Source organism: Dactylosporangium sp. NPDC051541, assembly GCF_044454505.1.
Classification (GTDB): Bacteria; Actinomycetota; Actinomycetes; order Mycobacteriales; family Micromonosporaceae; genus Dactylosporangium.
In genome coordinates this window covers 496,728-509,535 of sequence record NZ_JBITDU010000003.1, presented here as the reverse complement: position 1 = coordinate 509,535, position 12,808 = coordinate 496,728, and the positions used below count along the sequence as shown (strand labels likewise).

General features: G+C 69.1%; 10 protein-coding genes. 8 read left to right on the top strand and 2 right to left on the bottom strand.

Going from position 1 to position 12,808, the window contains the following annotated elements:
• Nucleotides 1–66 precede the first annotated feature (66 nt).
• A complete protein-coding gene (locus ACIA8L_RS16445) occupies nt 67–3,216 on the top strand; it encodes a penicillin acylase family protein (RefSeq protein WP_395905076.1) in 3,150 nt (1,049 codons plus the stop codon).
• Here the strand turns inward: ACIA8L_RS16445 and ACIA8L_RS16440 are convergent, their stop codons facing one another.
• Complete coding sequence (locus ACIA8L_RS16440) at nt 3,217–3,717, bottom strand: pyridoxamine 5'-phosphate oxidase (protein ID WP_395905074.1); 501 nt, start codon at nt 3,715–3,717, stop codon at nt 3,217–3,219.
• A gap of 38 nt (nt 3,718–3,755) precedes the next feature.
• Nucleotides 3,756–4,319, bottom strand: a complete 564-nt coding sequence (locus tag ACIA8L_RS16435) for an AAA family ATPase (RefSeq protein ID WP_395905072.1) — start codon at nt 4,317–4,319, stop codon at nt 3,756–3,758.
• 91 nt (nt 4,320–4,410) lie between these two features.
• On the opposite strand from ACIA8L_RS16435, the gene ACIA8L_RS16430 reads away from it, so the two are divergent.
• The 7 genes from ACIA8L_RS16430 to ACIA8L_RS16400 all read left to right on the top strand — a co-directional run bounded on the left by ACIA8L_RS16430 (nt 4,411) and on the right by ACIA8L_RS16400 (nt 12,774).
• Nucleotides 4,411–4,794, top strand: coding sequence for a hypothetical protein (locus tag ACIA8L_RS16430; RefSeq protein ID WP_395905070.1), 384 nt, complete (start codon nt 4,411–4,413; stop codon nt 4,792–4,794).
• A 376-nt stretch (nt 4,795–5,170) separates the two neighbouring features.
• A complete protein-coding gene (locus ACIA8L_RS16425) occupies nt 5,171–6,181 on the top strand; it encodes a LacI family DNA-binding transcriptional regulator (protein ID WP_395906304.1) in 1,011 nt (336 codons plus the stop codon).
• Nucleotides 6,182–6,200: 19 nt separating this feature from the next.
• Nucleotides 6,201–7,004, top strand: coding sequence for an exodeoxyribonuclease III (locus tag ACIA8L_RS16420; protein ID WP_395905068.1), 804 nt, complete (start codon nt 6,201–6,203; stop codon nt 7,002–7,004).
• A 494-nt stretch (nt 7,005–7,498) separates the two neighbouring features.
• Nucleotides 7,499–8,500, top strand: coding sequence for an ABC transporter permease (locus ACIA8L_RS16415; RefSeq protein WP_395905066.1), 1,002 nt, complete (start codon nt 7,499–7,501; stop codon nt 8,498–8,500).
• Nucleotides 8,501–8,711: 211 nt separating this feature from the next.
• Entirely contained in the window at nt 8,712–10,475 is a 1,764-nt protein-coding gene (locus ACIA8L_RS16410) for an ABC transporter substrate-binding protein (protein ID WP_395906302.1), read from the top strand.
• Between the two features lie 153 nt (nt 10,476–10,628).
• A complete protein-coding gene (locus ACIA8L_RS16405; protein ID WP_395905064.1) occupies nt 10,629–11,630 on the top strand; it encodes an ABC transporter permease in 1,002 nt (333 codons plus the stop codon).
• Between the two features lie 64 nt (nt 11,631–11,694).
• Entirely contained in the window at nt 11,695–12,774 is a 1,080-nt protein-coding gene (locus ACIA8L_RS16400; RefSeq protein WP_395905062.1) for an ABC transporter ATP-binding protein, read from the top strand.
• Nucleotides 12,775–12,808 lie beyond the last annotated feature (34 nt).

The window sequence follows — 12,808 nt, the reverse complement described above, 5'->3', positions numbered from 1 at the left end:
GTCGTTGTTACGATCCGGTAATCCGAGTCATTTTCATATTGACTCGCCACCGGAGGGGATCCGCCAATGTCCCTGCCCGTCGTCCGGCGCGCCCTGAGCGCGTTACTCCTCACCGCCGCCGTCCTCGTCGCGCCCGCGCTCGCCACGCCGGCCGAGGCGGCCGTCCTCGCCCCCAACGACTACTGCCTCGGCCAGTGCGACGACATCCTGCCGCCGGGCCAGAACGGCAACGCCACCCTCGCCGACATCCTGGCCCACAAGGCGCTGGGCTTCCGCCCGGCGCACTCCGCCGACCAGCTCGCCCCCTACGCGAACCTCGTCTCGGCCTACACCGGGCTGACCGAGGAGCAGATCGCGAACTTCTACAACGACGCGTCGTTCGGGGTGCCGGCCGGGCAGGTCGACCGCGCCTACAGTCCCCGCGCCGACGTGACGATCGTGCGCGACAAGCGGCTCGGCGTCCCGCACGTGACCGGCACGACCCGGACCGGGACGATGTTCGGCGCCGGGTACGCCGGGGCCGAGGACCGGCTGTTCGTGATGGACCTGCTCCGGCGGGTCGGGCGCGGGAAGCTGACCCCGTTCGCGGGCGGCGCGCCGGGCAACCGGGAGCTGGAGCAGAGCATCTGGCGGCAGGCCCCCTACACCGAGGCCGACCTGCAGACCCAGGTCGCCGCGCTGCGCACCAAGGGCACCCGCGGGGCCCAGCTGTACGACGACGTGCAGAGTTATGTCGCCGGGATCAACGCCTACATCACCGCGTGCATGAACGGGCGCAACTGCCCGGGCGAGTATGTCCTCACCGGACATCTCGACGCGATCACCAACGCGGGCGGGCCGGAGCCGTTCCAGATGACCGACCTGATCGCGATCGCCGGGGTCGTCGGCGGCCTCTTCGGCGGCGGCGGGGGCGGTGAGATGGAGTCGGCGCTGGTCCGGGTCACCGCGCGGGCCCGCTACGGCGCCACCGAGGGAGACCGGCTGTGGGCCGCGTTCCGGGAGCAGAACGACCCGGAGACCGTCCTGACGCTGCACAACGGCCAGTCGTTCCCGTACGGCGCGGCCGACCCCGACGCCGCCGGGGTCGCGTGGCCGGACCAGGGCAGCGTCGTCGCGCAGCCGGTCGTCTACAACCCGACCGGGTCGGCGACCACCACCGCCGGCATCGCCCCGGCCGGCGCCGCCAAGCGCGGGATGTCCAACGCGGTCGTCATCGACGCCGCCCACTCGGCGACCGGGCATCCGATCGCGGTGTTCGGGCCGCAGACCGGGTACTTCTCGCCACAGCTGCTCATGCTGCAGGAGCTGCAGGGCCCGGGCATCAGCGCGCACGGCGTCGCGTTCGCCGGACTCAACCTCTACGTGCTGCTCGGCCGCGGCCAGGACTACGCGTGGAGCGCCACCTCGGCCGAGCAGGACATCACCGACACCTACGCGGTGCCACTGTGCAACACCAACGGGTCACCGGCGACGCCGCAGTCCACGGCGTACCTCTTCCACGGCACCTGCACGCCGATGGAGGCGCTGACCCAGACCAACGCCTGGACCCCCACCGTCGCCGACGGCACCGCGGCCGGCTCCTATCAACTCGTGACATACAGGACAAAATTCGGGCTCCTGGGGTACCGCGGGACGGTGGGCGGGCAGCCGACAGCGTTCACGCAGCTGCGGTCGACGTACCGCCACGAGGCCGACTCCGCCATCGGGTTCCAGGCGTTCAACGACCCCGCGGCGATGGCGAACCCGGCCCAGTTCATCGCCTCGGCCTCGGCCGTCGGCTACGCGTTCAACTGGTTCTACGTCAACGCGACCGACACCGCGTACTTCAACTCGGGCAGCGACCCGGTGCGCAAGAGCGGCGCCAACCCGAATCTGCCGACGAAGGCGGAGCCGGCCTATGAATGGTCCGGCTGGAATGCGGATACGAATACGGCCGACTACATTGCGGTGGCCCAGCATCCGCAGTCGACCGGACAGGATTATTTCGTCTCTTGGAATAACAAGCAAAGTAAGGACTTCTCGGCGGCCGACGGCAACTTCAGTTTCGGTGCCGTGCAGCGGGCGGACCTGCTCGACAAAAGGGTGAAGGCGGCACTGAGCGGCGGGAACAAGGTCGATCGGGCCGGGGTGGTGCGGATCGTCGAGGACGCCGCCGTGACCGACCTGCGGGCCGAGAACCTGCTGCCCGAGCTCCTGCGGATCCTCGACCCGGGCGGGGGCAGTACCGATGCCAATGTCGTCGCGCTTCGCAACTGGCTCGCCGCCGGCGCCAAGCGGGTCGAGACCAGCCCCGGGTCGCACGTGTATCAGCACGCCACGGCGATCCGGCTGTTCGACGCGTGGTGGCCCAAGCTCGTCGACGGTACGTTCCGGCCCGGCCTCGGCGACGACGTGTACGCGGCGCTGACCAGGGCGTTGCAGGTCGACGAGTCGCCGTCCGGATACACCGGGCCGACGAACGCCGGGTCCCTGAACCAGAACCAGGCACACAAGGGGTCCTCGTTCCAGTACGGGTGGTGGGGGTACCTCGACAAGGACCTCCGCACCGTGCTCGGCGACCCGGTCAGCGGCGGCCTGGGCAAGACGTACTGCGGCGACGGAACCCTCGCCGCGTGCAAGCAGGTCGTGGCCGCGACCCTGACCACGGCCGCCGCCGAGCCCGCGAACACCACCTATCCGGGTGACGCGAACTGCTCGGCCGGGGACCAGTGGTGCGCGGACACGATCATCCAGTCGCCGCTCGGCGGGATCACCCACGACAAGATCTCGTGGCAGAACCGGCCGACGTACCAGCAGGTGGTGTCGTTCCCGGCCAAGCGCGGCGACGACCTCACGAACCTGGCGCAGGGCCGCGGCGTGAGCGCCAGCTCGACGCAGCTCGGCTACTCCACCGGGGCCGCCGTCGACGGGAACCCGACCAGCCGGTGGGCCAGCGGGTGGTCGGACAGCCAGTCGATCACCGTGGACCTCGGGTCGGCCCAGTCCGTCCGGCGGGTGATCCTGCGCTGGGAGGCGGCGTACGCGACGCGCTACCGGATCGAGGTGTCGTCGAACAACAGCACGTGGACGACGGCGGCGACCGTCGACGCGGGTAACGGCGGGGTCGACACGGTCACGTTCGCGCCGGTCACGGCCCGGTACGTGCGCATGGCCGGGGTCGCCCGGGCCACGTCCTACGGCTACTCGCTCTACGAGTTCGAGATCTACCGGAGTTAGTCAGATCGTGGCGCGGTGGCGGCCGCCGGGGAGCTCGTTCGCGGGCAGCTCGGCGGCCGCCCACGTGATGTACTGCCCGGCCCGGTTCAGCACGCAGGTGGCGACCAGGAGCTCGACGAGCACGTGCTGGCTGAAGCCGGGCGGCGGCGCGGCCAGGGAACGCTCGGCGGTGAACGCGGCCGCGACCGAGCGGCGCAGCGCCTGGTCACGGGGGAACACGGCCCGGCCGGTGAGGTAGAACGCCTCCTCGCCGGCCTCCATCGGGAACGTGTGCAGCGCGAACCGGCTGTCGCGGAGCAGGTCCTCCAGCTTCGGCGACACCATGAGCAGCGTGAACAGGCCGTCCTCGACGAGCAGGGGGCTGATCGGGTGCACCCGCGGGCCGCCGTCGGCGCGGACGGTGCCCAGGTAGGCCAGGCCGACGCCGCTGCGGTAGAGCAGCGCGCGGCCGGCCGCGGCGAGATCCGGCGCCGACCGCCGCAAGCGCCCCCACGAGAGCATGGCGACCAGAATTTCGTACCCGGCCGCCCCGGGTCAATTCATGTTCCGGATGGTGCTCGCCAGCCCTTGATCAGGTCTTCCAGCGCGTCCGCGACCTCGTCCGGGTAGAGCTCGTCGGTGTCGATGACCGCGCCGAGGGGGCGCAGGTCGCGGCGGGCGGTGAGGTAGGCCCCCAGGTCCTCCAGGCGCCAGCCCCGCGCGTCCGGGCCGTCGTCGGCCTCGACCCGCTCGACCAGCGCCGGGGCCGAGACGTCCAGCAGCACGTGGCGCACCTCGTGGCCGCGGTCGCGCAGCGCGCCCAGGATCTCCTCCAGGTGCCCGCGGCGCAGCATCGTCATCGGCACCAGCAGCGGGTCGGCCCCGCGGGCCTGCCGGGCCGCCGCGGCGACCGTGGCCGCACGCCAGGCGGGCAGGTCACGGTAGTCCCCGGGGCGCACCCCGGATTTCGACGGCAGCGCCGGGCGCAGCAGACCGGCCGTGCGCTGCAGCACCCAGCCGATGCGTTCGGCGTCGAAGGCCCTGGCCCGGGGCGCCCGGCGGCAGAGTTCAGCCGTCACGGTGGCCTTGCCGACGCCCGAGGGGCCGTTGAGCCAGACGATCACTGGAGCCTCCCGGCGTTCGCGGCTACGGGCTTCCAGGATTCTCGCAGGTGGGACCGAGCCGGATGCCAGCCCCGCACGGGATAAAAGAGGCATGACGATTGTGACCATGCCGCTTCGCTCCCCCGCCGCCGGCACCGCCGAGCAGATCGACGTCCTGCTGATCGCCCCCGCCCATCGCCTGGCCGACCTGGACCGCCATCTGCCCGAACACTGGGTGGTCACCCGCCGGGCCGAGATGCCGGCCGGGTGCCGGGAGCCCGACATCGTGCTGCTGGACGACCCCGGGCCCCGCTCGGTGACGGCGGCCTGCCTGCGACACCCGGCCGCCTCGATCGTGGCGATCCTCAGCCCGTACAGCGATCACCAGGCCGTGGTCGACGTGCTCGAGGCCGGCGCCGACGCGTGCGTGCGGTCGGGCAATGCCCCGGTGATCGCGGCCCATCTCGAGGCCTGCCGCCGACGTCAGGCGGCTTGAACGCGACTTGCGCCACACTCCCGCTGCTTCCGGCGGCTCCGGCCCTCCCCTGGCCGGGGCCGCCGGTTTGGTCTAACCGGGTTTTGGCGTTTCCCACAACATATTCCGGAGAGCGCTCTCAACCGATTCTGTGATTGACATCGGGCTAGTCATGGGCCAGTCTGATTGCAGTTCTGAGAGCGCTCTCCGGCCGAGACGGCGGCTTGGGTGACCGGCGTATCGCGCACGGCGAATCGTGATCAGGGTGTAACCGGTGTGAGGGTGCGACGGGCGATGGAGCGACATGCTCCATCGCCCGTCATTGTTTGTGCGATACACATTGCTGAACTTCAGTCATGATGGTCCGGCGAACAGATATGGGGGCGCCACAATGGTGATGTCGGGGCGGGACCGGCCCACGCTCGAAAACGTCGCGCAGCGCGCGGGGGTGTCGCGCGCCACGGCCTCGCGCGTGGTCAACGGGTCGACGTCCGTCGCGCCGCACATCCGCGACAAAGTGCTGAGCGCCGTCGAAGCGCTTGGCTACGTGCCCAATCAGGCCGCCCGCAGCCTCGTCACCCAGCGGACCGACTCCATCGCGCTGGTCGCCTCCGAGACCGCCAGCCGCGTCTTCTCCGACGACCCGTTCTTCTCCAGCATCATCCGCGGGGTCAGCCTGGAGCTCGAGGCCGTCGACAAGCAGCTCGTGCTGATGATGGTCGGGCCGAGCGGGCCCAGCCACGACCGGGTCGAGCGCTACTGCACCGGCGGGCACGTCGACGGGGCCATCATCTTCTCCATGCACGGCGCCGACCCGCTGCCGGAGCGGCTCAGCCGGGCCGGGGTGCCGGTCGTGTGCAACGGGCGGCTGCTGATCCAGTCCTCGGTGCCCTACGTCGACGTCGACAACGAGGACGCGGCCCGGGCCGCCGTGCGCCACCTGCTCGACACCGGCCGGCGGCGGGTCGCCACCATCGCCGGGCCGCAGGACATGAGCGCGGGCATCGACCGGCTGAAGGGCTACCGGGCCGCGATGCAGGACAGCGGCCGCCGCTCGATCGTGGCCGTCGGCGACTTCACCCGGCAGTCCGGCGCCCTCGCGATGAGCCAGTTGCTCGGCGACGACCCCGACCTCGACGCCGTCTTCGCCGCCTCCGACGCGATGGCCGAGGGCGCGCTGCGGGCCCTGCGCCAGGCCGGCCGGCGGGTCCCCGACGACGTGGCCGTCGTCGGCTTCGACGACATGGACTTTGCCCGCGACACCGAACCCCCGCTGACCACCGTCCGCCAGCCGATCACCGACCTCGGCCGGATGGCGGCCCGCCAGGTCCTGCGGATGGCGTCCGGCGAGAAGATCGAGCCCGTCCTGCTACTGCCCACCGAGTTGGTGAAGCGCGAATCGGCGTGAAAGTGGCAAGGTGGCAGACGTGAGGCTTGCTACCTGGAACGTGAACTCGGTCAAGGCCCGGCTGCCCCGGCTCCTGGAATGGCTGGAGCAGTCGGCGCCCGACGTGCTGTGCCTGCAGGAGACGAAGCTGGCCACCGACGCGTTCCCCGCGGACGAGGTCAAGGCGCTGGGGTACGACACCGCCCACCACGGCGAAGGGCGCTGGAACGGTGTCGCCCTGCTCTCCCGGGTGGGGCTGGACGATGTGCGCCGCGGGTTCACCGGTGATCCAGGATGGGCCGGCGAGGACCCGGTTCTTCCCGAGCCCGTCGCCGAGGCGCGCGCCATCTCGGCCGTCTGTGCCGGGGTGCGGATCTGGTCGGTCTATGTGCCCAATGGCCGGACGCCGGAGTCGGCGCACTACGGATACAAGCTCACCTGGCTCGAGGCTCTGCGTCTGGCGGTCGCGGCCGACCTGGCCGGTGGTGGTCCGGTGGCCGTGTGCGGCGACTTCAACGTGGCGCCGGCCGACTCCGACGTGTTCGACCCGGCCGCGTTCATCGGCTCGACCCACGTGACCGAGCCGGAGCGGGACGCCGTCGCGGCCCTGGTGGCGGCCGGGTTGTCGGACATCGTCCCGAAGCCGATGAAAGGCCCGAATCCGTTCACCTATTGGGACTATCGGGCCGGTATGTTCCACCAGGACAAGGGCAAGCGGATCGACCTGGCCTTGGTCAGCGCGGCAATCGCGGGTGCGGTCAAGGGTGCCTACATCGACCGCGAGGCCAGGAAGGGCAAAGGGCCCTCTGACCACGCTCCGGTCGTTATTGATTTCGATATTTGAGTACGCTGTGTCACGATGGGCCCTGACCGGACCGTACTGTTAAGTGTGAAACGATCAACGATCGTCCTGGATAGCCCGTTCTCGCCGTTCTTGGCGCCATCTTTCCACTACGTAGCGTGACCACACCGTTACGATTCGCCAGAGATTCGCCCGATTAGGGGGTGTATGATCCAAAAGTCGTTGTGCTTGGATCACGCCCTCATCACGGCGCGGCGTGGACTTGGTTACAGGACAGGGGGTGACCCTTGACGATCGGCCGAACGGGAGACAGGGTTCGTCCAACGAAGGCGACAACACCCGTCGGCTTCGTGCACGCTCTGCCCGTGGACCGAACCTGCGGATAGGGCACCAGGAGTCCACGAAGACACAGCCGATCGGCTGCTGACTGCGACGGGCCCCGGTCTGGCCGACGCATGCTCGCTTCACGGTGCGACGGCCATCGCTGGCGGCTTTCGTAAGGCGGGCAGGCGGCCGGGGAGAGGGGCACCACGCCCATGACTATGGGACCCGTCACGTCGAAGAGCGACGAGCAGGTGCCGACGGTCGAAGAGGCGACCGCCACGCCTGCCGGTGTTCCCGCGAAGGCCATCGAAGGCCGTTCGCTCAGTCAGATTGCGTGGACCCGGCTCAAGCGCGACAAGGTCGCGCTTTTTGGAGGCGGGTTCATCATTTTCCTGGTGCTGGTCGCGGTGTTCGCCCCACTCATCAACAAGGTGTGGGGACACCCGGTCAACGAGTTCCACCAAGACAAGATCGACCCATTGCTGGGCGGCATCCCGCCCGTCGGCACCTGGGGCGGCGTCAGCAAGGACTTCCTGCTCGGCGTCCAGCCCGTCACCGGCCGGGACCTGTTCTCCCAGATCATCTACGGTGCCCAGGTCTCGCTGCTCGTGGCGCTGTCCGCCACGATTGTCGCGGTGGCCATCGGCGTGGTCCTCGGCGTGGTCTCCGGCTACTTCGGTGGCTGGGTCGACAGCGCGATCAGCCGCCTGATGGACCTGATCCTGGCGTTCCCGTATCTGCTCTTCTCCATCGCGCTGATCTCCGTCGTGCCGGCCAGCACCGGCTGGCGGGTCGGCGTGGTGATCGCGGTGATCGCGTTCTTCAGCTGGCCGTACATCGGGCGTATCGTCCGCGGCCAGACTCTCTCCCTGCGAGAACGCGAATTCGTCGAGGCGGCACGCAGCGTCGGCGCGGGCGCGCCCCGCATCCTCTTCCGTGAGCTGCTGCCCAACCTCGTGGCGCCGATCCTGGTCTACGCGACGCTGATCATCCCGACGAACATCCTCTTCGAGGCGGCCTTGTCGTTCCTCGGCGTCGGCGTGCTGCCGCCCACTCCCTCGTGGGGCCGGCTGCTCTCGGATGCCGTGCAGTACTACGAGTACGACCCGATGTACATGTTCGTGCCCGGCATCGCGATCTTCCTCATGGTCCTCGCCTTCAACCTGTTCGGCGACGGCCTGCGTGACGCCCTGGACCCGAAGGCCAACCGGTAGCCCGCGAGGGACACCGGTGGCCTTCGGCCGTCACGCACCACAGGCACCACCGCCCGGCCTGTCGCCCCGTCTCGATCGCGTCGAGCGGCCGGCTGACAGCAGCCCGGTCGGCACCCCTGTGCACACCACCAGCTTCACTCGCACGACAGCACAGCTCGGACGGCCCGTCCCTCGGCGGGTCGCGCCAAACAAGGAGGGAAACCCAGTGAGAATGAGGACAGGGGCATTGGTGGCCGGTTCGGCCGCTGTCGCCCTGGTGCTGTCCGCCTGTGGCTCAGGCAGTGACAGCCCGAAGACGAACGAGAGCGGCGGCGCCCAGGGCGTGTCCGGCTTCAACGCCGCCACCAAGGGCGTTGTCAACCCGTCGGACAAGAAGGGCGGCACGCTCAAGCTCGTCAACAGCTCCGACCCGGACTCGTTCGACCCGGTGCGCGCGTACTACGCGTGGGTGTGGAACTTCCAGAAGGGCTTCTACGTCCGCTCGCTGCTGACCAACGAGGCGAAGCCGGGCGAGGACGGGCTCAAGCTGGTTCCCGACCTGGCGCAGGCGCTGCCCGAGATCACCGACGGCGGCAAGACCTACACCTTCAAGCTCAAGTCGGGCGTCAAGTTCGAGGACGGCTCGCCGATCACCTCGAAGGACGTCAAGTACGGCATCGAGCGCAACTTCGCCACCGACGTCCTCTCCGGTGGCCCGCCGTACCTGGTGGACGTCCTGGACCAGGGCCAGAAGTACCCCGGCCCGTACAAGGACACCGACCCGGCCAAGCAGGGCCTCAAGAGCGTCACGACGCCTGACGACAGCACCATCGTCTTCAAGCTGAAGGAGCCCCTCGCGGACTTCTCCTACCTGCTCGCCATGCCGTCGGCCAGCCCGGTCCCGCAGGCCAAGGACACCGGCGACAAGTACGGTGAGAAGCCCGTCTCGACCGGCCCCTACAAGTTCCAGTCGTACGACCAGGGCAAGAAGGCCGTCCTGGTCCGCAACGACCAGTGGGACCCGAAGACCGACACCGTGCGCAAGGCGCTGCCGGACCAGATCGACCTGACCATCGGCACCGCGGTCGAGGAGATCGACAACCAGCTGCTCGGCGGCGAGGTCGACATCGACACCGCGCAGACCGGTGTCCAGCAGGGCTCGCAGCCGAAGATCCTGCTCGACCCGGAGAAGAAGAAGAACGCGGACACCCCGAACACGGGCTTCATCCGCTACTTCTCGATCAGCACCAAGGTCGCGCCGTTCGACAACATCCACTGCCGCAAGGCCGTGCAGTACGCGACCGACAAGGTCACGCTGCAGACCTCGCGTGGTGGCGCCGAGGCCGGTGGCGACATCGCCACCAACATGCTGCCCCCGAACATCGCGGGTCACGACGACTACGACCCGTACAACACCAAGTCGGGCAAGCCGCAGATCGACAAGGCGAAGGAAGAGCTGGCCGCGTGTGGCAAGCCTAACGGCTTCGACACCGTCATCGCCTCGCGTAACCAGGGCAAGGAGGCCAAGTCGGCCGAGGCCCTGCAGGCCGCGCTGAAGAACGTGGGCATCAACGCCCGCATCGACCCGCAGGAGCCCTCGCTCTACTTCCGCTCGATCATCGGTGCGCCGTCGAACGTGGCGGCCAAGGGCTACGGCCTGATGTTCGCCGGCTGGGGCGCGGACTTCCCGACCGGTTTCGGCTTCCTGCAGGTGCTGGTCGACGGCCGCAACATCTCGGCGTCGGGCAACAACAACTACGCCGAGCTGAACGACCCGGAGATCAACGGCCTGATCGACCAGGCGAAGGCGGAGAGCGACCCGAAGAAGGCCGCCGACATCTGGACGAACATCAACCACAAGGTCATGGACCAGGCGGTCATGGTGCCGTTCGTCTACGACAAGGCGCTCAACTACCGCAACCCCCGCGTCTCGAACGTGTTCGTGACGGAGTACTACGGCATGTACGACTTCGGCAGCATGGGCGTCACGTCCTGACCTCCGGGTCCGGACCCTCGCTCCAGCACCGAAGCAGCCACAGCCTGAACAGCCGGTAACCCGCCCTTCACGAGTACAGAAGGCAGGTGAGGGCCACGGCGCCGGCCGGTGCGACGGGAACCCCGTCACACCGGCCGGCGTCAGGCCGCACACGTGATCAACTACATCCTGCGCCGCCTGGTCACCGCGGCACTGCTCATCGTGGCCGTCTCGATGGTCACCTTCGCGATCTTCTTCCTGATCCCGAAGGCGGCGCACGCCGATCCCGCCGAGATGTACGTCGGCAAGACGGCGACCCCGGAGGCCGTGGCCCAGACCCGGATCAAGCTCGGCCTCGACAAGCCGATCTACCAGCAGTACGGCCTGTTCGTGAAGGGCATCGTCGCCGGCCGCGACTACAACAGCGGCCCGTCGGTCACCCACTGCTCGGCCCCCTGCTTCGGCTACTCGTTCCGCACCGACCGCGAGGTCTGGCCCCTGCTGCTGGACCGCCTCCCGGTCACCATCTCCCTCGCCATCGGCGCCGCCATCCTCTGGTTGTTCGGCGGTGTGGCCGGTGGCGTCATATCCGCGCTGAAACGCGGGACGATCGCCGACCGGACTGTCATGTTCATCGCCCTGGCCGGCGTCTCACTCCCCGTGTACTTCACGGGCCTCGTCTTCCAGTCCCTGTTCGTCCACCAGTGGAAGATCTTCCAGGGTGGCGAGTACATCAACTTCGTCGATGACCCCCTGGGCTGGGCCAACAAGCTGTTCCTCGCCTGGGTGAGCCTCGCCCTGCTGTTCGCCGCCACCTACGCGCGGCTGACGCGGGCCCAGATGCTCGAGACCATGGGTGAGGACTACATCCGCACCGCCCGCGCCAAGGGTCTGAAGGAACGGGTCGTCGTCGGCAAGCACGCCATGCGTGCGGTGCTGACACCGATCGTGACGATCTTCGGCCTCGACCTCGGCACGCTGCTCGGCGGCGCGATCCTCACCGAGCGGGTCTTCAGCCTGCCCGGCATCGGCAAGCTCAGCGTCGACGCGGTGACCCAGAAGGACCTCCCGATCATCCTGGGCGCCACGCTGTTCGCCTCGTTCTTCATCGTCATGGCCAACCTGATCGTGGACGTGCTCTACGCCGTGATCGACCCGCGGGTCCGGCTCGGATGACCCGGCCCGCCCCCCGGTCCACGCCCGTCACCGGGCACCACGGCATTCCTGGAAAGGAGTGAGCATGTCCAGCAGCCTGCTCACCGACGGCACCCCGAGCCCCAGCGGGCCCGGGCCGCAGACCGCATCGTCGTTCCTCGACGTGCGGGACCTGCGGATCCACTTCAACACCGACGACGGCGTGGTCAGGGCCGTGGACGGGCTCAACTTCCAGCTGGAGCGGGGCGAGACCCTCGGCATCGTCGGCGAGTCCGGCTCCGGCAAGTCCGTCACCAGCCTGGGCATCCTCGGCCTGCACCGGCGGGGCTCGGCGAAGATCTCGGGCGAGGTCTGGCTCGACGGCGAGGAGCTCATCGGCGCCGCGCCCGAGCGGGTCCGCCTGCTGCGCGGCAACAAGATGGCGATGATCTTCCAGGACCCGCTGACCGCGATGCACCCCTACTACACGGTCGGCGCCCAGATCGTCGAGGCCTACCGGGTGCACAACAAGGTCTCCAAGAACGACGCCCGCAAGCGCGCGATCGAGATGCTCGACCGGGTCGGCATCCCGCAGCCCGCGCGGCGCGTGGACGACTACCCGCACCAGTTCTCCGGCGGCATGCGCCAGCGCGCCATGATCGCCATGTCGCTGGTGAACAACCCGCAGCTGCTCATCGCCGACGAGCCCACCACGGCGCTCGACGTGACGGTCCAGGCGCAGATCCTGGACCTGATCCGCGACCTGCAGTCGGAGTTCAACTCCGCGGTCATCATCATCACCCACGACCTGGGTGTGGTGGCCGAGGTGGCCGACGACATCCTGGTGATGTACGGCGGCAAGTGCGTCGAGCACGCCACCGCGGAGACCATCTTCCGCCGCCCCGAGCACCCGTACGCCTGGGGCCTGCTCTCGTCGATGCCCCGCGTCGACCGGGAGGTGCGCGACCGGCTGGTGCCCATCAAGGGCAACCCGCCGTCGCTGATCAACCTCCCGAGCGGCTGCTCCTTCCACCCGCGCTGCCCCTACGTGGAGCGCAACGGCATCCCTTGCAAGACGGTCGAGCCGACCCTGGCGGAGGGCACGCCCGAGCACGGCGTCGCCTGCCACATCCCGCCCGCGGAGCGGCTGGCCATCTTCAAGTCGGACATCGCCCCGAACCTCTGAGGAGCACGACAGTGTCGACGACGACCCAACCCCA